Origin of the sequence: Nostoc sp. 106C (assembly GCF_002154725.1) — a bacterium.
Lineage (GTDB): Bacteria > Cyanobacteriota > Cyanobacteriia > Cyanobacteriales > Nostocaceae > Aulosira.
The window spans coordinates 1-18,294 of the sequence record NZ_MTAW01000240.1 but is presented as its reverse complement, the minus strand read 5'-3'; the positions used below and the strand labels follow the sequence as shown (position 1 = coordinate 18,294).

Below are 18,294 nucleotides of genomic sequence, written 5' to 3'. Positions count from 1 at the left end.
CTACCTTTAGTTCAATACTTAAAAAATGAAATTACTTTCAGAGCCTTTAAGTACCGAATATTTAAATATAGAAATTTCGGGACTATCTAAGTCATTACGGAATTCTAAGATAGTACAGATGTCAGATTTACATTATGATGGGCTGCTGTTATCTGAAGAACTTTTAGCACAAGCAATAAATACAAGCAATCAACTTCAGCCTGATTTAGTAGTACTTACAGGTGACTTTGTTACTCATAGCCCCAAACCAATACATCAACTAGTAAAACGGTTGAAAAGCTTAGAAAGTCGCGCTGGTATTTATGCAGTTTTAGGAAATCATGACCTATATTTGCCTACCTCTAAAGCAGAAATAACTGGTGCTTTAACTGCTGTGGGAATTCAAGTTCTTTGGAATCAAGTAGCCTATCCTCTAGGCCCTGAGTTAGCATTAGTAGGACTTCCTGATTATTGGTCACCTGAGTTTAACCCTGCATCAGTAATGCGGCAAATAGATGTCAACACGCCTCGAATTGTGTTATCTCACAATCCAGATAGCGCCGAAGCATTACAAAAATGGCGCGTGGATTTACAACTTTCAGGACATACTCACGGGGGCCAAATAGTGATTCCAGGAGTTGGTTCTGTACCTCACTGGATTTATTCATCTCGTCATAAAATTCCCGAATTCCTTTGGCCTTGGATACCCTTTTTAAAAGGGAAATGGCCGAAAGTCGTGAAAAATTGGCAATGGAGCCAAGGTTTACATTGGGTAGGTACAAACAAGCTTTATGTTAATCGTGGTTTGGGAACTTTTCCGCCTGGACGCTGGTATTGTCCTCCCGAAGTAACAGCGATCGCTTTGGTTTAATATTGACGCTCAAAGATCAGGCAATATGAGTGACCAACTGACACAAAAAATTCAACAGGATTTTGACAGAATTGCCTTACTTCAACCTGTACAATGGAACCATAACAATCATTACCATAGTTTTTTACTCAAGCAATTACCACCTCATTGTGAGAAGATTTTAGATATCGGCTGTGGCACTGGTGTTTTTTCTCGTCTGTTAGCTCAACGGGCCGATCAAGTTACTGCGGTAGATTTATCTCCAAAAATGATCGAAGTCGCGCAGCAACAATCTCAAAGTTATCCAAATATAGATTTCCAAGTAGCTGATATATTGCAATGGCAATTTCCTGTTGAGTATTTTGATGCCATAGCATCGATTGCCACAGTTCATCATTTACCCTTGGAAGTATTATTGCCCAAAATTCAGACTGCTCTTAAACCTGGTGGTAAGTTTTTAATTCTAGACTTGGTTAAATCAGAAGGGATACAAGATATACTGAGCGATGCGGTCGCTGTTCCCTTACATTTGACATTGCAACTGTTAAAAAACAAACGCCTCAGACCGACACCAGAAGCGATTGCAGTATGGCAAGAGCATGGTAGTACAGACAAATATCTCACGCGATCGCAAGCAAAACAAATATATCTGAAGTCGTTAACTGGAGCAAAGATCACAAAGCATTTGTTCTGGCGATACTCAGTCGTATGGGAAAAATCATTAGCAGCAAGTTAAACTACGATGTGCATCGTAAAATGGAGCTGATTACTATGCTTCTCAAACAGCGAGAAAATTTGCTAATTTTGTTCTTAAACAAAAATCCAGAAACTTGCGGGCAATTCTCCTTAATTCTCGGCATACTTAAAGAGGGAGAGCATTTTAGACAACTCCCTGCTATCTGAGGCTCGAAGGTAAACCAGCGACAATGAGACGTACAACCACTAGTAGATCGGCTAATAGTTCTAAATCTTCTGCATTCCAATCTCCTATATTTAACTTCACTACCATAGCGATTTTGGGGGGCGTCCTTGTGTTAGGGATTGGAATTGGCATTGCCTTTAGCTCTACAACTACTTTATCCCCATCAAATGTGGCTTCCCGTGAATTTATTGATACTAAAGCACCAAACCCTGAGATTTGTGTGCAATACGGAGCCAGCGCTATGGTAATGGACGCCAGACTTTTTGTAACTCTCAATCCTTTCAATGTCTACGTTGCTCAACCTAGTATGCGCCCTGGATGCGTTCTCCGCCAAAATAACTGGGCACTTTTAGAGCAGCGAAAGCTAGTAACATCTGAACAAGTAAGAGAATGTAAGAATCGCCTGAACACTTTTGGTTTCACAGGTAACTTGGACACTGATAAACCTGATATTAGATGTATTTACCAGAATGAGTCGGCTCAAAACTTTTTCATGTCTCAACCAGGAGCAGTTGCGCCAACGCAAGAAACGGATAGATTTTAATAGTCTGTCAATGAAAATTGAGATTTAAAAAAGATAAAAAATAGGGGAAGCTAGCGAAAAATTAATTTATAATTTATGCTCATCTCTCTAGCTCCTCGCTTCTTTTGATCGTCATTAGTTTTTTGTTTTGGGAATAGGTTGACCAAACTCAATCACCGATGTTTCAGGAACATTAGATGGATATTGAGGAACTGTAGGGATGGGAAAATCAGGTTTGGCAATAGCAGCAGGGTTGTTCAAGTTACCAGGTTGATTTGGGAAAATAGCCGGAGGAAGTGTAGAACTGGGTAGTTGAGATTGGCTGTTAGGCGTAAGGGGTGGTACAACGACAAAGGGTTGTTGTTGGTTAGTAGGTATTGCAGGCAAGTTGTTAGATGGTGGCGGTAAAGTAAAAAAGGGTAATTGTTGGTTAGTCGTTAGTGGTTGGCTAATAGGTTGTTGCGGATAGTTATATGGAAATTGGGGTAAGCTACTAGGTTGTTGTGGGTAGTTATAAGGATTTAACGGTACATTACTAGGCAATTGCGGATAGTTTCCTGGTTTTGCGGAGTTTCTATAACCAGAACTGAAAGGACGTAAAACCCAGCGAGTAGGGTTTTTCTTAGACACAGGTTGCAATTTTACCTGATTAGGATCTAAAAAATTCCCTGGTGCTAAATCTAAAACAATCCGAGTTACGCCTGCGTTCAATTGGGAAACACGAACTCTTTGGATGGCTCCAGAATAAGTTTGTTGTGTAGCAACATACCCCAATTTGGTATTGGGTAAATCTACAACAATACGTGGAGGTTGGGCAAGATAGAAGTGGTGAGGTGTTGTACCTGCTGAGAGAGCAAATTCTAGTTGCAGAGTCTCCACAGAAAAGCGCCAATTATCCAGCCTGGCTAATGGATTGGATACAAGTGGTACATTTGGATAATTGGAAGCTTGTGGCGGCTTAGCTACTGGTTTAGCAATACTGCTACCAGCTTCCAGAGTAATTGTTATGTAGCCGCTAAACAAGCTAATACCAAATAGCTGCTTGCAAAATTTTAAAAATTGCTGCGTCCTTAAACGTTGATCCATAATTTTTATCTAATAATTTTCTATTTTCCATCGCTGCTGTTCTTTTAATGCTTTTTAAGCTGTTGAGATTTTTCTTGAGCTTTTTGTGGTACAGCTGTAAATCTAAAATTTCTGGTGCTACCACTTAAAGTTAATTGACCAGTAAAATTTCCTTGCTCTACCAATTGCATTTGCATTGTAGCTAAGTGAACAGGTGCATTTTGAGTAGAAGCAATATTACACAAAAGAGATCTGTCAATTTTGCCAGATAAACTCAATTCTTTATTTCTCAATATGCCAGAGAGAGAATCATTTTTTGGATTGCTAGTGGCAATTTCAGCATTAGTATTTGCTGGTAAGAAAGAGGCATTGAAGTAAATACCTGATTGTTGAATGTTGAGTATCAAAGCATCTGGTTTCTCACAGTTAGGTATATCTTCCGCCAAAGTCAGACGATAGCGATTGTTAATTGCAGGGGGCGCTTTAAGATTAGTTTCCCCGTAAGCACTGACAGTTTTAAACAGCAGGAGAACTGCACCGATGGCTATGCCATAAAAGGCTAAGGATTTTAAGTTCAAATGATTCATTGTTTCAGCTCCTAGCGACCGATTCTTGACTACTAGCCTCAGATAACACTGAGGATAAATGAGAGGTAACTTGACTATAGCGGCGGGTTATCAGCAACGAGGAACGACATTGGATCGCTAGTTGATCTGTATATCTTCCGAGAGTTTGGCGTTCGATACCCCAAGCGCGGCTAGTCCCAGCAATGGTCAGGTCAACTGTTTCGGAAGCTGCAACTACTGCTTGTATTGGTTCTGGGGCTTCAATCGTCTTGATTTCAATGCGATCGCGTACACTATCTGGCATTTGTCCCATCATCGTGTGTAGCTCGTAACTCAATTCGTTGTTGGCTTGATTTTCTGAAACTACTTGTAAAATCTGCAATGTACAAGTATCACGGTTGATGAGCAATCTCAAGGCCAGTATTAGCGCCAAGTCATCATGGATATTTGCAGAGTAAGGAACTAACAAGCTTTCTAATCGCTCGCCTCCTCTGTCAATAAAAACTGCTACATCCACTGGTGCAGTAGTCAAAATTTGACCAACTCTGCCTCCTAAGCGATTGTTACTAAAAGCAGGACGGTGCCAACCTACTAAAATCAAATTAGGTTGCTCAATTTTGGCAATCTCTGCTGTTTCTCTAGCAACGTTGCTCGATAAGCGGATGATAGGCTGTACATAAGAACGTGTCGTTGGTGGTTCTAGAGTATTAATCAATTCTTCTAGCTGTTTGTGGCGTTGCTCAATTAATCGATTAGCCTCAACTGGTGTGCTCTCGAAAGCATAGTCTTCTTCAAATTCAATCAAGCTGAGGGGATAAACAACAGCAGGTTGGCGATAGTTAAGGGCGATGGCTACTGCTAACTGCAATAAGCCTTTTTGGGTACTAGGATTAGCTACTGGTACTAAAATTCGGTACTCGCTACCAACAGTAGTTTCCTTCTCGGCTGCTGCCAATTCTGGCTCTAAGCGATCTAACTTGATCAGTTTTTTTGGATATGTCCATTCCAGTAGTGGTGAGGTCATAAATGTCGTGACCAATGCCATAATCACCAACATAGTAAAAAGTATAGGGGAAATCACGCCTAAATCTAGACCAATATTGAGCACGATTAACTCAGTCAAGCCGCGAGTATTCATTAACCAACCAAGGGCTGATGCTTCCCGCTTATTAATACCACTGACACGAGCTGCGACATAAGTCCCAACATACTTACCTGCGATCGCTACTGCTAACACCAATGCACACAGCAACCACAACTCCGGACGGTTGAGCAAGCCAACTTGCGTCCGCAAACCACTAAAGGCAAAGAAAACTGGTAGCAGAAATACTAATACAAAATCTTCGGTTTTTTCTGCCAGTTCCCTGACTAAATCTGCATTCTTGGGCATAGCTGCACCCAGTAAAAAGGCCCCAAAAATGAGGTGAATGCCAATTAGTTCGGTGATTAGAGCAGAAGCTACGACTCCCATATAAATCAACGCTACTACCAATTGACTCAAGCGTCTGGTGCGCTGGTAGTAGGTAGCAAGGCGTTGCAGGAACCAACGTCCTACTGTAACCATGAAACCGATGTAGAGTATGCTGGCGATAATTGTGGGGGATGCGCTAGCAATGCTACCGCCTCTTGCTACTGCGATCGCCACTGCTAACAAACACCAAGCCGTCACATCATCCACAGCAGCGCAAGTTAACGCCAATGTTCCTAAGCGCGTTCCTTGCAAGTTGTTCTCTGTAATAATTCGCGCCAGTACCGGAAAGGCGGTAATTGACATCGCCGCTCCCAAAAATAGGGCAAAGGCGGTAAAGGAAACACTAGCATTGGAAACCATAGGATAAAGCAACACTGCTAATAGTGTGCCTAAAGAAAATGGCACCAAAATGCTGACATGAGAAGTCAAAATTGCTGTTTCTAACTGACCGCTGAGGTATTTTGGATTGAGTTCCAAACCAATGAGAAACATAAAAAATATCAGCCCCACCTGTGACAACACATTCAAAAACGGAATTGCTTCAGGTGGGAACAAAGTAGCTGCTGCTGTTGGTGCAATCAGACCAAATAAAGAAGGTCCGAGCATAATCCCGGCCACAATCTCACCAATTACCAGCGGTTGCTTAATGGACTTAAATGCTAGTCCTACTAGCCGTGACAGTCCGATAACAATCAGCACCTCAAAGAGAACGAGTATTACTGTGTGCATAGTTTCCTCGAAAGTGGCTATCAGGTTTCCCTTAGATAATTCTTTAAATCAATAGAAAATGTCAACCTTTTTATACACACCACAGGTAGAATCTTGCCAGGTTATGATGTTAATTGTTGTTACGACACTGGGCTGGTAATTAGTAATTAAGTGTGGTGAATCCAACATCTACAGTCAACAGTCAACAGTCAAAAGTCAAGAGTTAATATTTACAGGAATTATTACCTCAAATATTTTGCTTAAGTCCTTCTTGCCTAACCCTGAGTTTCTAATTTCAAGCTAGTCAATCATGGATAATTCCCAAAACGAGAGCATGAACAGCTTTAACCTTCTGCCTCCTACCCTATTTTCAGAATAGATAATTAACACTCAAATTTTGGCTTAATTATTCTTAAGCTGGGTATTTTTCGTAAATTGTACCTTGCAATAAATAGGCAACTAGTGGTGATGCCATCAATGTTGTGACAATGGCCATAATAACCATAATAGTAAATAAAGTTGGGGTAATTACTCCTTGCTCTAGCCCAATATTGAGGATAATTAACTCCATCAAACCACGAGCATTCATCAGAGCACCAATAGTTGCCGATTCTCGCCAAGTTTCGCCAGCGAATTTTGCTGCTAGCATACAAGCAATACCTTTACCCAAAATAGCGATCGCCACAATTAACAGCGTAATTCCCCACAACGTAGGTGTATTTACTAATCCGATTTGAGTGTTGAGTCCAGAAAAGACAAAAAATATTGGCAGTAAAAATGCTGTTGTCAAGAATTCTGTGCGATCGCGTACTTGTTCGGCAAATTCACCGCGTGGCATTGCTGTACCTAAAATAAAAGCACCAAATACTGCATAGATACCGATGGCATCAGTAAACCAGGCACAAGTCATCAACACCATCAACACTAATGTTAAAGTCGAAATTGTCACACCACCATCTTTGTCTGCAATTCGAGCAAAGATAGTTAATGCCGGTTTGCCAACAAAAATTGTTAATAGTACGTAGCCAATCCCACCACCAATCGCAAAGGCCGCAATACTTGTATTGGCATTGAGACTCGCTAGGACAATAGCCAGTAAACACCATGCAGTTGCATCATCTATGGAACCAGCTGCTAGTGCTAAAGTCCCAAAGGTAGTTTTGGCGATACCACGTTCATAGAGCATCCGGGCTAACATGGGAAATGCCGTAATCGACATAGAAGCACCCAGATATAAAGCCGCAGCCCAAGGAGTAACTCCTGCTTTGAAGAGATCGCCTCTGTCATACAAAAAAAAGGCTGCAACTGCACCTAAACAAAAAGGCGCAATTATACCCGCACCAGACACCAAACCTGCACTCTTGAGACGCTGCTTAATTAAATCGGTATTAAACTCTAAACCGATCAAAAACATATAAATTACTAGCCCAATCTGGCTGATAGCGAAGAGAATTGACATTGAAGGATTGGGGATTTTTGCTCCCGTCGCTAGCAAGATTGGTGCTTTTGGAAATAGCCATTGCTGTATTTCTGGGTTGATTAAACCAAGCAAAGATGGACCTAACATCACACCAGCAATCATTTCACAAACAACATCAGTTTGTCCCAGATATCGTTTCCCAACAATAGTCACAAGCCGACAAGTTACCAAAATTACCGTTAGTTGCAGCAACAGCTTTAGTACTAGCTCAAAATTTGACATTTGATTTCCTTGATACCAAATAAGGAGATTGGGAGAGGTAGTATAGCAATCTTAAGGCAAGAGTCAACCAATAACTTGTTAGATCCCCGACTTCTTTAAGAAGTCGGGGATCTGGGCTGTAGACAGTTAAGAATTGAGATTTTTTACATATTGCGATCGCCAGTTAAATTTCTTATAAAAAACTGATATCTTGAAACAAAAATATGAGTGCTAACGAAATTGTTCTGCGACCTGCACAAGAAACAGATGCATGGGATATTAGTGCAATTCATATTGCTGCTATCAAAGCGCTGCCAGCAACCTTCTATACCCATAAAGAACTGTTAGCTTGGCGTAACTACCGCGATCAGCCTGATGGTTCCAATATCTTGAAGAGTATGAAAGCAGAACATTTCTGGGTTGCTGTCGAAGATGATGTAGTTACAGGGTTTGCTAGTTATATTGTGGATGAACTGATAGCTTTATATGTGCATCCCAAATACCAAAGAAAAGGCATAGGGCGAGTTTTAGTGAGACATTTTTGCAATCAAGCAAGTGAGCAAGGTATAGATAAGGTAATTACAACTGCTAGCCTGTATGCTGAAGGATTTTATTCACGGCTGGGTTTTACCATTATCAAAAGAGCACCTCATCATTTAAGAAAAGGCATAATTGTTCCAGTTACTAAAATGACTAAAACATTAGACCTGTTACAAAAATATTAAATAAGATAAGAATGAACCATAGATTAATATCGGTGTTCATCTGTAGTTTAATATCCAAAATTTCGACTCATACAAAATGTCTAATATCTTGTAAGGAATATAAACTAAAAAATTATCCCCCTGATGATTGAGGAGGATGAGGTGATAGAAAGTAGCATCAAAAAACCTTACCAATTAGCTGTGTTTGTGTCATCCCATACTTGCAAGGCTAAATCATTAAGATGGGTCACAGCACTTTCAATTTGTGCATTTGTTCCTTGTAGTTCCAGGTCAAACCAACCGTCACCAACAGCATTAGCTCCCAAAATTGCCGCAGTAATATTAACAGTTACACCGTAGTCAGAAACTAGGCGAGAAATCACAGGTTCTTGGTGATATTCCTTGGGAATTCTGACCCTAATCCGTTTACTGTTATTTGTCATTGGTCATTTGTCCTTTGTCAATGCTCAAGAGTCAACAGTCATGATTTTGAATCTTGAATTGTTTGTCTCCCTTACCTGCTTATTCAACATCTTTAATTCGAGTTTTCCTTTCTAAAATCTCCTTCAACACCAAAGTGACTACTGCAAGTAGCGCTAACAGTACAGCGGCAGAAAATGCAGCTTCAGTTTCATACTGTTTGTAAGCATCTTCCACAAATAGTGGTAAGCTCTGGGTTTTATCAGCAATATTGCCAGATACTACTGAAACCGCGCCAAATTCACCCATTGCTCTAGCATTGGTTAAAATTAAGCCGTAGAGTAAGCCCCAGCGAATACTAGGTAGGGTAACGCGCCAAAATGTTTGCCAATCGTTCGCGCCGAGTGTTCTTGCTGCTTCTTCTTGATCCTTGCCAAACTCTTCTAAGACAGGAATCACTTCTCTGGCGACAAAGGGCATACTCACGAACGCGGTAGCTAGTACCATGCCGGGAAAGGCAAAGATAATTTGGATATCATGTCCTTGTAGCCAAGGGCCAAACCACCCATTTCGCCCATATAGCAACACAATCATTAATCCAGCGACTACGGGCGAGATCGAAAAGGGTAGGTCAATAATACTTAAGACTATAGCCTTACCAGGGAAATTATGACGAGCGATCGCCCAAGCTGCACAGAGTCCAAAGATTGCATTAATGGGGACAGCGATCAGCGCTAGCAACAGGGTTAGCCAAGCTGCATGGAGGAAGGCTGGACGGCTCAAGTTAGATAGGAACGGACCAACTCCTTTGCTGAAGGCTTGGATAAAAACGTTGATTGCCGGGATATATTGAACGAGGACTAAATAGGCGATCGCAATCCCAATCAAAAGTGTTGGCACCCAACTGTTAGGCTTTTTGAGCTTAGCTGTATCTTTCTCAGCTGTAGATGAGTGAAACCTTGGCTCATTTACTGTCATATCTTCTTGACCACGCTTGTAAGAAATTAATTGCCAAAAGCAGCACCAAGGAAATTCCCAGTAAAACTACGCCGATCACAGTTGCACCAGAATAGTCATACTGCTCTAGCCGCTGGAAAATCAATACAGGTGCAATCAAATCTTGGTAGGGTGTATTGGAAGAGATAATTACAGTCGAGCCATACTCTCCCACTGCACGAGAGAAACCCAAAGCAATACCAGTCAAAATTGTGGGAAATAATGGTGGCAAAATGACTTTCCAAAAAGTTTGCCATTGAGAAGCACCTAAAGACCAAGCGGCTTCTTCAATTTCATGTTCCATTTCTTGAAGCACAGGTTGCACCGTCCGGACTACAAACGGTAGCGAGATGAAGATCATTGCTACTGCTACCCCCGCACGGGTAAAAGATACCTTAATCCCTAGCGGTGCTAATAGCGAACCAATCCAGCCATTATCGCTGTAAACTGTCGCCAAAGTTAACCCTGCTACCGAGGTTGGCAACGCAAAAGGTAAATCTACTGTGGCATCAATGATGCGTTTCAAGGGAAAGTCGTAGCGCACCAAAACCCAAGCAATTAGAGTCCCAAATACCCCATTGAGCAAAGCTGCTAATAAAGAGGTGACAAAGGTGACATTATAGGTAGCTAGAGCTAAGGGACTGGTAGCTATTTCCCAGAATCTGGCTGGCGGTTCTGTACTCGCTTTCAGAAACATTGCTGCTATAGGGACAAACAACATTACTGTTAGGTATACCAGAGTAATGCGCCAGGTCCAGGGAATTTGACGTAACTGATGCAGGAACGCCTTCCAGACAGGAGTTTTACGGTCAACTTCAAAAGAAGGAGATATGGCCATAGTCAAAAATGCAAAAGTTAAATTTCAAAATTGTAAAACCCAAGTTTGGTAGGTTTCCTGTGATTGCACTGCTGAGTATTGATGGTTAGTCATTAGTTAGAGACGAATTCTTTGCTACTAACTAATGACGAAATAACTATTAACGTTTGTTTTTAGCTTGAATTTGATCGAAAACTGCGCCGTCTGCAAAGAACTTCTTATTAATGGCATCCCATCCACCGAAGTCTTTAACTGTACCCAGAGTTTTCACTTTTGGAAATTTATCTGCAACTTCTTTAGTATTTGCTACTGTCTCATCTACAGGTCTAAATCCTAATTTTGCAAATTCTTGTTGTGCTTCTGGAGTATAGAGGTATTTCACAAAACCTTCAGCGACCTCACGAGTACCGTGTTTGTCAACGTTTTTATCTACAACGGCGATCGGATTATCGATGGAGATGTTCACATCAGGGACAACAGCAGTTACTTTCTCACCCTTTTGTTCTGCTAGAACAATTTCGTTTTCGTAATTGATTAAGGCATCACCTTGACCTTGTTTAAAGAAAGCATCTGTAGCTTCACGTGCATCTTTAGTCAAAATTGGTACATTTTTATAGACTTTAGTTACAAAGTCAAGCGCTTTAGCATCGTCTCCACCAGTTTTAATAACAGAATTCCACAAGGCAAGGAAATTCCAACGCGCAACTCCTGAGGTTTTGGGATCGGCGGTAATTAGTTTTATACCGTCTTTTGCTAAATCAGCCCAAGTCTTAATACCTTTGGGATTGCCTGGACGAGTTACTAATGCTGCTACAGATTTGGAGACAATGCCATCATTGGGAACTTCTTTCTCCCATCCTGGTTGAATTAGTCCGGCTTTCTCAATCTTTTGGGTATCTCCAGCCAGCGCTAAGTGAACAACGTCTGCTTCCAAACCATCAATTACAGCGCGAGTCTGAGAACCAGACCCACCATAGCTTTGCTTGAAAGTGATAGTTTGGTTATGTTCTTGCTTCCATTTCTCTACAAATTTAGGAATAATCGCTTCGTGTGCAGCTTTAGTAACAGCAAAGGAAACAAGCGTTATCTCAACATTTTGTTTGTTGGCGGCAACAGGACTAGCCGCAGGGGTTTCACTGGCAGAATTATTAGCATTTCCACCAGAGCAGGCGGCAAGAGCTACACTCAATAATGTCCCTGCCAAAAATAGCGATACAAAGCCTTTAAGCGAATTTAGCCTGAATCGAGTGATTATGCGCTCAATACTCAGTTGCGATCGCTTCAGGGGACGTGGCCACAGACTCATTCCAGATTCTCCTCTACAAAATCTACGGTTATTCTATAGAAATACCGTATACATACATGGTATATAAGATAATTGCAGGTATTCCTGATCAAAGGCAAGAGGAAAACTGCATATTCTCGATAGAGAATATGGTGATTTTAACAGTTTGATGGGTAATTCAAACTACTCTGAGTAAAATAATTTCCAAATTTTTATCACATCATCATAATTAGGTTTATGGATTTCAACAGGAAACTATCAGGTTAATAGCTGATTTGGAAGAGAGTTTTTTCTCTAAGATTGTTGCTATGCAAAGAATTGGTATTGATTTGTATTGCCTACTTAGTAAGGCTGAGATTCATCTTCGTTACCTATTACTCTTCATCCCTAATTTATAAATTTTGAGCAAATAAAAAATACACACCTTTCTTGGTAAAGAAACTGTATTTTTTAAGGAAAAACCCCTTGATATTTCTTGTTTCATTCTGATACTCTCTTTTTTAAAAGCATCTACTATATCTCGATAGATTTTTAGATGTTTAATTTGATATACCAGCTGTTAACGACCCCATGACCCATAAGCCATCTCAAAAGTTGCAAGTTTTAGATACAGTCCAGCAACTATTTCCATCCCTAAAGCGGCCTTCAGTTAAAACCTCTGTGCTAGTGCTAGCAGCAGGGTTGGGTTTTAGTACTCTTATTCCTGTTTATGCAGCAAATACTGCTTCTCAAACTTCATCTATTAATCAGAAAACACAACTAATCAGCCAAAATGGTAAGAAAGTTGAAATTACTCTGGTTTCCTATGCAGTTACCAAGGCTGCTTATGACAAGATAATTCCCCAATTTGTAGCTAAATGGAAGCGGGAAAAAGGTCAGGATATAGTTGTTCGCGAAAGCTATGGTGGTTCTGGCTCACAAACTCGGGCTGTAATTGATGGTTTACCAGCAGATGTTGTAGCTTTAGCATTGGCTCTGGATACCAAAAAAATCGAGCAAGCAGGCTTAATTCAACCTGGCTGGGAGCGTGAGAATCCAAATAACTCGATTGTGACTCACTCTGTAGTTGCTCTAGAAACCCGTGCAGGTAATCCGAAAAAGATCAAGAATTGGTCTGATTTAGCCAAACCAGGGGTCAAGATTGTGACGGCTAACCCCAAAACTTCAGGTGGTGCTAGGTGGAATTTCCTTGCTTTGTGGGGAGCGATCGCTAAGAATAGTGGTAATGAAACCCAAGCTCGGAATTTTGTTACCCAGGTCTTTAAAAATGTCGTTGTTTTACCTAAAGATGCACGGGAATCCAGCGATGCTTTTTATAAGAAAGGTCAGGGGGATGTTTTACTCAACTACGAAAACGAAGTAATTTTAGCAGCACAACAAGGTAAGACAGACACTTCCTACGAAGTTCCCTCAACTAACATTTCTATAGATGCGCCAGTAGCAGTTGTAGATAAGAATGTGGATAAGCACGGTAACCGAGCGGTTGCTGAAGCTTTTGTCAAATTTCTGTTCACTCCAGAAGCGCAACGTGAATTTGCCAAAGTTGGGTTTCGTCCAGTGAACTCTACTGTGTCCAAAGAAGTACAGAACAAATTTCCCAAAATTTCACGGCTGTATACGGTTGGGGATCTAGGAGGTTGGAATAGTGTCCAGAAGAAGTTTTTCGATGATGGCGCAATTTTTGACCAAATCCAAAGTGGGCAACGTTAATTTAGCCATTTTCATTACTAACCAATTAATTGATTTTTAAAAAATAAGATTCCCAAGTTTTTAGAGAAGTTGGGAATCTTATTGTAGTGTTATCATACACCATAAATAAATCTATTTAGATATCTTTCAACCTGGCATTCCGATCAAAATGTAGGTAATGTTTAATAATATGCTCTACGCTATTACCACAGCTATTAGCGAGGAGTTTCAAGTCAACTCCATTATTAGCTTGGATGCTGATAAAAGTGTGACGTGTAGAACATGGTTTTAAATATTCTAATTTTTTCTCTTGTGCTAATTTCTTTACCACACCAGGATAGTGGTAGACTTTACCTCTAACCTCGACGGTATTACCTGTCCATATATCCGTAAGTGTATTAGTTGAATATTGCTTGCCAGAGATAGTTCTAAAAACTAATTCATTTTCTCTCTTGCCACTTCCATATAATCTTTTCAATAGATTAATAAGCCTACTAACGCCTTGCATTTTAAATAGCCTCTCAATATTATTTTTTGCATTTTTAGTAATGCCAGCACTGCTATCAAAGGATGCTTTAAAGATTATCCAACCTTGCTCTAATTGAAGATTTTTCCACTTCAAATCGAACACTTCACCATGTCTACAACCAGTGAGAAACAGAAACTCGATTAAATCAGCACCATGTCTGATAGAGGCTTGCTCAGAATTTTTGAATGATGCAATGATTAAATCTCTTTCTTGGACAGTATAAGCCCTATAATCTTTTGATTCTAATAGCTGTTGAGACTTTTTCGGTATAGTATAAGTCTTTTTAATTTCTAAGAAATAATCTACCGTTAATTGCTGATTACTTATAGCACGTTGACACATATGACTCAGCAAACCAAACAGCTTTTTAATTTGTTGACAGTTACTTTTTTTTTCTAATAAATATTTAATCAAGTTGTTGGCAGTATCAAGATTTAGGCTATAGTCTAAAAAGTCCTTAATCAAGTTGGTATAAACAATAAAATTTTTTTTGTAGGTAGTTTTTTGGATCTGCTTTGTTTGCAATTTCCAGCCAACAAACTCATGCCATAATTCCCCAAGCTTAGGTGGTTGTTTAAGATTGTGTAACTGGGTAATTGTGGTTAATTGCTTGATTTCCAGATACTTAGCTAGTGTTGGATCAAAGAAACCGCCATCAGGATGATCAATGTCAGCTTGTATCCGTGCTGCTATTTGATTTGCCCATTGGTAATTTTCTGGGGTGTCACTTCTCCCCAACCCTCTATAAGCTTGTCGCTTGCTATAGAACTGCTGGCTAATGCGAGTGCTGAACTGTAGCCTTAAACTACCTTTATCAGAACCGACACGTATATCTGCTAATTTGATAGAATCCTTGCTACTCTTACGTTTTGAGTGCATAGTAAATTTCTAGTAAATATAGCAATTTAATAAATGACAATTACTAGAATAATTGATTTTCCGTCTTTTGATGAAAGCAGGAATGGGGTTGTTGTAATGGTCGAGCCATACAGCCAAACAGAGCAGATGCAGCAAGTGGTTTACCGCATTTTAGATGCTAATTTAGACCGCGCTCGTGAGGGTTTGCGAATTATCGAGGAATGGTGTCGCTTTGGGTTAAATAATGCTCAGTTGACTGGGGAATGCAAGCGTCTGCGACAAGAGATAGCTCACTGGCATACAGCTGAACTGAGAGCAGCGCGAGATACACCAGGGGATGCAGGGACAGAGCTAACGCATCCACAAGAGGAGCAACGTACTAGCATTAAAGCCTTATTGCAAGCTAACTTTTGTCGGGTGCAAGAAGCAATGCGGGTGCTGGAAGAATATGGCAAGCTTCATCATTCTGAGATGGGTAAAGCATTTAAGCAAATGCGGTATCAAGTGTATAATCTAGAAAGCAATTTATTGGGTTATCAGCGCCATCAACTGCTGTGGCGATCGCGCCTATATTTAGTTACCTCACCGTCAGAAAATTTATTGACAACGGTTGAAGCTGCACTCAAAGGTGGATTGACTCTGTTACAATATCGTGACAAAACCGCTGATGATGCTATCCGTCTCGAACAAGCGAAAAAACTGCGACAGCTATGTCATCTCTACGGTGCTCTTTTCATTATCAATGACCGTGTAGATTTAGCTTTGGCAGTAGATGCGGATGGCGTACATCTAGGACAGCAAGATATGCCCATTGATATCGCCAGACAATTACTTGGTTCTCATCGCCTCATAGGACGTTCCACCACAAATTTTGAAGAAATGCAAGGAGCAATAACGGAAGGTGCTGATTATATTGGTGTGGGACCAGTTTATGAAACGCCAACAAAGGCAGGTAAGCCAGCAGCAGGCTTAGAATATGTTAGCTATGCTGCCAAAAATTGCCCTATTCCCTGGTTTGCGATTGGAGGAATAGATGCAAATAATATTAATGACGTGATTGATGCTGGTGCAGACCGTATAGCAGTGGTGCGATCGCTCATGCAAGCGGAACAACCCACCCTAGTGACACAATATTTGCTCTCGCAAATGAATCGCATCAAACCAGAGTCTTGAATAATTCAAAATTTAAAATCGCTAAAGTTCTGAGTAGTAGGTTTTGCTGCTCAGAATTTTCTCAACCTTGTCTATTGCTTTTAATGAATTTGTGACAGCTTATGTCTAATCAGATTACACTTCAGGTAAATGGGGAGAGCCATAACTGTTCATCCCAAACTCCTTTACCCGACTTACTCCAACAACTTGGTTTTAATCCTCGCTTGGTAGCAGTGGAGTATAATGGCGAAATTTTACACCGCCAATTTTGGACTCAAACAAAAGTGCAACAAGGCGATCGCTTAGAAGTTGTGACAATTGTTGGTGGCGGGTGAATCAGTTTATCGTGACTGGGAAAAGTGGTCATTTGTCATTTGTCAAAAGGCAATGGGCAAGTTTTATTAGTTATTTCTCCTTTCCCTTGTCCCATTTCTCCCCACCCTCTCCCACACTCCCCACACTCCCTCATTCCGACTTGTACAAAGAACGGTGAAAGGTTTTGCGTTTGGCTAATTCTTTACCTTTACGACCAAGTTGTTCGCGTAGCGGCTGGTCTTTACACAAGCGATTAAAAGCTTGAAAAACTTCATAGCCAGAATTAGGGTTAACCAGTATGCCGTTCTCTTCGTGCTGAATTGCATCTATGACACTACCTAAACGAGAAGCAATTACAGGTTTACCAAAGTAACTCGCCTCTAGGTAAACGATGCCAAAACCCTCTATACTGCTAGCTTTTGTATCCAATAGATTGAGCATAGCAAATATATCGCAGGCTGCATAATAGTCAGCTAATTCGCGATCGGGGATATATCCAGCAAAGTGTACCCTTTGATCGACTCGCAAGCGGTGTGCCAGAGATTTAAGTTCCGATTCACAAGGGCCTTGTCCACAGATTATGTAGTGAACATCGACTCCAACAGTTAATAGTAGCGGTAGGTTATCAATTACACGGTTAAAGCTTTTATGCTTGACAAGCTGTCCCACCGAGAGAATAACTACTGCTGTCTCTGGAATGTTATACATCTGGCGCACACTTGTACGTAAATCGCCCAGATTACCTTGACTTGTTACTTGGCTAAATTTCTCTGGCCTGACCATCGGGTTAATAACGTGGGTAGGGGTATCCAATCGAAACCTAGCTCTGAGGTAATCTTGTGTAAAGGAACTGTTACAAACAATCCCTTCAGCACGTTTAAGTGTCAATTTAAATAGCGATCGCCATAAAGGATTGCGTAAACCACAAAGAATATCATTACCGTGAAGATAGATAAAAAAGCGAATAGGTAAGAAAAAACTTAGGAGCAAAAGTGATGGAAAGTCGTAGCCGTGACCCCATTCAATATAGCGATAGTGATAGCGAAAATATAGTTTGATTGCTAGTGCAAATGAATAGATAAGATTGAGGAAAGGATTGAGAAAACTCAAATTTCTAGTAATTGGCCAGCGGTAAATAGGAAATTTTTGAGCTTGATCAAATACTTTATCACCTGAGCAACCAGCAGCTAGAACAATTACCCGTTCTGGATCTTGGAGACAACGATTATATATATATTCACTAATTACAGCATCTTTTGGCAGGAAGCTACGAGTTATAACTAGAATATCTGGTAAGGCAGTTTTGTCTCTAACATTTGCTGTCAGTTGTGAAATATGTTCCATAATAAATTTTTTTAGTATACTGCCAATAATTTTTAATTTTTCCTACTATCAAATAAGGCTAATAAATTAGCAATAATTTACTGCTGTCCTGACGCTGTAATCTTTGTAAATTTAGAATTTTCTTTAGATCGCTGAGGGTGAACGAAAGGATGAGGCAGGACTATGGTTTGTTGACGCCAGTTACATTTTACTCGCCTCAATTCTACGAGAGCAAGTCAGTAATTTAGCTACTTAAGGCAATAGCTTATACGCTGATTCCCCTGGGTAGTAATAAGTAGCATGGGTAGCTTGCTCCAGGAGAGGCTTATAACAGATTTTCAGCAAAAATCTCTTTCTGTAATTTTCATTAAGAATTTGCTATATCTGTAAGTAAGTAGGCACGAAAAAACCAAACTATGTGAAGATAAGTAAATACGGAGA

The 18,294-nt window shown here is 40.5% G+C and carries 17 protein-coding genes; 7 read left to right on the top strand and 10 right to left on the bottom strand.

Features of this window, described 5'->3' with window-relative positions; all coding sequences use genetic code 11:
* Positions 1 to 25 precede the first annotated feature (25 nt).
* From BV375_RS35440 to BV375_RS35430, 3 genes are all read left to right on the top strand, one after another.
* Positions 26 to 850 (top strand): metallophosphoesterase, encoded by an 825-nt coding sequence (locus BV375_RS35440; RefSeq protein WP_086769336.1) that lies wholly within the window; start codon positions 26 to 28, stop codon positions 848 to 850.
* A gap of 25 nt (positions 851 to 875) precedes the next feature.
* Positions 876 to 1,565 carry a class I SAM-dependent methyltransferase gene (locus BV375_RS35435; RefSeq protein WP_086769334.1) on the top strand — a complete coding sequence of 230 codons (690 nt, stop codon included), beginning with the start codon at positions 876 to 878 and terminating at the stop codon, positions 1,563 to 1,565.
* A 190-nt stretch (positions 1,566 to 1,755) separates the two neighbouring features.
* Complete coding sequence (locus BV375_RS35430) at positions 1,756 to 2,295, top strand: DUF3172 domain-containing protein (protein ID WP_086769332.1); 540 nt, start codon at positions 1,756 to 1,758, stop codon at positions 2,293 to 2,295.
* 114 nt (positions 2,296 to 2,409) lie between these two features.
* On the opposite strand, the gene BV375_RS35425 is transcribed toward BV375_RS35430, so the two are convergent.
* From BV375_RS35425 to BV375_RS35410, 4 genes are all read right to left on the bottom strand, one after another.
* Positions 2,410 to 3,360, bottom strand: coding sequence for an AMIN domain-containing protein (locus BV375_RS35425; RefSeq protein WP_086769330.1), 951 nt, complete (start codon positions 3,358 to 3,360; stop codon positions 2,410 to 2,412).
* A 44-nt stretch (positions 3,361 to 3,404) separates the two neighbouring features.
* Positions 3,405 to 3,926 carry a hypothetical protein gene (locus BV375_RS35420; protein ID WP_086769328.1) on the bottom strand — a complete coding sequence of 174 codons (522 nt, stop codon included), beginning with the start codon at positions 3,924 to 3,926 and terminating at the stop codon, positions 3,405 to 3,407.
* A 4-nt stretch (positions 3,927 to 3,930) separates the two neighbouring features.
* Positions 3,931 to 6,105 carry a cation:proton antiporter gene (locus BV375_RS35415; RefSeq protein WP_086769325.1) on the bottom strand — a complete coding sequence of 725 codons (2,175 nt, stop codon included), beginning with the start codon at positions 6,103 to 6,105 and terminating at the stop codon, positions 3,931 to 3,933.
* Between the two features lie 391 nt (positions 6,106 to 6,496).
* The gene (locus BV375_RS35410; RefSeq protein ID WP_086769323.1) at positions 6,497 to 7,786 is read right to left on the bottom strand and encodes a cation:proton antiporter; all 1,290 of its coding nucleotides are present in this window, start codon (positions 7,784 to 7,786) and stop codon (positions 6,497 to 6,499) included.
* A gap of 203 nt (positions 7,787 to 7,989) precedes the next feature.
* On the opposite strand from BV375_RS35410, the gene BV375_RS35405 reads away from it, so the two are divergent.
* The gene (locus BV375_RS35405) at positions 7,990 to 8,490 is read left to right on the top strand and encodes a GNAT family N-acetyltransferase (RefSeq protein ID WP_086769321.1); all 501 of its coding nucleotides are present in this window, start codon (positions 7,990 to 7,992) and stop codon (positions 8,488 to 8,490) included.
* Between the two features lie 167 nt (positions 8,491 to 8,657).
* Here the strand turns inward: BV375_RS35405 and BV375_RS35400 are convergent, their stop codons facing one another.
* The 4 genes from BV375_RS35400 to BV375_RS35385 form a co-directional block, all read right to left on the bottom strand.
* Complete coding sequence (locus BV375_RS35400; protein ID WP_086769319.1) at positions 8,658 to 8,912, bottom strand: NIL domain-containing protein; 255 nt, start codon at positions 8,910 to 8,912, stop codon at positions 8,658 to 8,660.
* Positions 8,913 to 8,991: 79 nt separating this feature from the next.
* Positions 8,992 to 9,867 (bottom strand): sulfate ABC transporter permease subunit CysW, encoded by an 876-nt coding sequence (cysW, locus tag BV375_RS35395; RefSeq protein ID WP_086769317.1) that lies wholly within the window; start codon positions 9,865 to 9,867, stop codon positions 8,992 to 8,994.
* Positions 9,854 to 10,723, bottom strand: a complete 870-nt coding sequence (gene cysT, locus BV375_RS35390) for a sulfate ABC transporter permease subunit CysT (RefSeq protein WP_086769315.1) — start codon at positions 10,721 to 10,723, stop codon at positions 9,854 to 9,856. Before cysT ends, cysW begins: the two co-directional genes overlap by 14 nt.
* A 139-nt stretch (positions 10,724 to 10,862) precedes the next feature.
* Entirely contained in the window at positions 10,863 to 12,008 is a 1,146-nt protein-coding gene (locus BV375_RS35385; protein ID WP_086769313.1) for a sulfate ABC transporter substrate-binding protein, read from the bottom strand.
* Positions 12,009 to 12,557: 549 nt separating this feature from the next.
* Between BV375_RS35385 and BV375_RS35380 the strand changes: the two genes are divergently transcribed.
* On the top strand, positions 12,558 to 13,697 hold the full coding sequence (locus BV375_RS35380) for a sulfate ABC transporter substrate-binding protein (RefSeq protein WP_086769311.1): 1,140 nt from the start codon (positions 12,558 to 12,560) through the stop codon (positions 13,695 to 13,697).
* A gap of 115 nt (positions 13,698 to 13,812) precedes the next feature.
* Here the strand turns inward: BV375_RS35380 and BV375_RS35375 are convergent, their stop codons facing one another.
* Positions 13,813 to 15,084, bottom strand: coding sequence for a tyrosine-type recombinase/integrase (locus BV375_RS35375; RefSeq protein WP_086769309.1), 1,272 nt, complete (start codon positions 15,082 to 15,084; stop codon positions 13,813 to 13,815).
* Positions 15,085 to 15,117: 33 nt separating this feature from the next.
* Here BV375_RS35375 and BV375_RS35370 point away from each other — a divergent pair, with 33 nt between their 5' ends.
* Positions 15,118 to 16,236, top strand: a complete 1,119-nt coding sequence (locus BV375_RS35370) for a thiamine phosphate synthase (protein WP_086769308.1) — start codon at positions 15,118 to 15,120, stop codon at positions 16,234 to 16,236.
* A gap of 101 nt (positions 16,237 to 16,337) precedes the next feature.
* Complete coding sequence (gene thiS, locus BV375_RS35365; protein ID WP_086769306.1) at positions 16,338 to 16,550, top strand: sulfur carrier protein ThiS; 213 nt, start codon at positions 16,338 to 16,340, stop codon at positions 16,548 to 16,550.
* A 130-nt stretch (positions 16,551 to 16,680) separates the two neighbouring features.
* On the opposite strand, the gene BV375_RS35360 is transcribed toward thiS, so the two are convergent.
* Positions 16,681 to 17,874 (bottom strand): glycosyltransferase family 4 protein, encoded by a 1,194-nt coding sequence (locus BV375_RS35360; RefSeq protein ID WP_086769304.1) that lies wholly within the window; start codon positions 17,872 to 17,874, stop codon positions 16,681 to 16,683.
* Positions 17,875 to 18,294: the final 420 nt, after the last annotated feature.

Bases quoted from the DNA above. Each gene is read 5' to 3' on its own strand.
- BV375_RS35440 (WP_086769336.1), top strand. From the start codon at position 26: ATGAAATTACTTTCAGAGCCTTTAAGTACCGAATATTTAAATATAGAA.
- BV375_RS35435 (WP_086769334.1), top strand. From the start codon at position 876: ATGAGTGACCAACTGACACAAAAAATTCAACAGGATTTTGACAGAATT.
- BV375_RS35430 (WP_086769332.1), top strand. From the start codon at position 1,756: ATGAGACGTACAACCACTAGTAGATCGGCTAATAGTTCTAAATCTTCT.
- BV375_RS35425 (WP_086769330.1), bottom strand. From the start codon at position 3,360: ATGGATCAACGTTTAAGGACGCAGCAATTTTTAAAATTTTGCAAGCAG.
- BV375_RS35420 (WP_086769328.1), bottom strand. From the start codon at position 3,926: ATGAATCATTTGAACTTAAAATCCTTAGCCTTTTATGGCATAGCCATC.
- BV375_RS35415 (WP_086769325.1), bottom strand. From the start codon at position 6,105: ATGCACACAGTAATACTCGTTCTCTTTGAGGTGCTGATTGTTATCGGA.
- BV375_RS35410 (WP_086769323.1), bottom strand. From the start codon at position 7,786: ATGTCAAATTTTGAGCTAGTACTAAAGCTGTTGCTGCAACTAACGGTA.
- BV375_RS35405 (WP_086769321.1), top strand. From the start codon at position 7,990: ATGAGTGCTAACGAAATTGTTCTGCGACCTGCACAAGAAACAGATGCA.
- BV375_RS35400 (WP_086769319.1), bottom strand. From the start codon at position 8,912: ATGACAAATAACAGTAAACGGATTAGGGTCAGAATTCCCAAGGAATAT.
- cysW (WP_086769317.1), bottom strand. From the start codon at position 9,867: ATGACAGTAAATGAGCCAAGGTTTCACTCATCTACAGCTGAGAAAGAT.
- cysT (WP_086769315.1), bottom strand. From the start codon at position 10,723: ATGGCCATATCTCCTTCTTTTGAAGTTGACCGTAAAACTCCTGTCTGG.
- BV375_RS35385 (WP_086769313.1), bottom strand. From the start codon at position 12,008: ATGAGTCTGTGGCCACGTCCCCTGAAGCGATCGCAACTGAGTATTGAG.
- BV375_RS35380 (WP_086769311.1), top strand. From the start codon at position 12,558: ATGACCCATAAGCCATCTCAAAAGTTGCAAGTTTTAGATACAGTCCAG.
- BV375_RS35375 (WP_086769309.1), bottom strand. From the start codon at position 15,084: ATGCACTCAAAACGTAAGAGTAGCAAGGATTCTATCAAATTAGCAGAT.
- BV375_RS35370 (WP_086769308.1), top strand. From the start codon at position 15,118: ATGACAATTACTAGAATAATTGATTTTCCGTCTTTTGATGAAAGCAGG.
- thiS (WP_086769306.1), top strand. From the start codon at position 16,338: ATGTCTAATCAGATTACACTTCAGGTAAATGGGGAGAGCCATAACTGT.
- BV375_RS35360 (WP_086769304.1), bottom strand. From the start codon at position 17,874: ATGGAACATATTTCACAACTGACAGCAAATGTTAGAGACAAAACTGCC.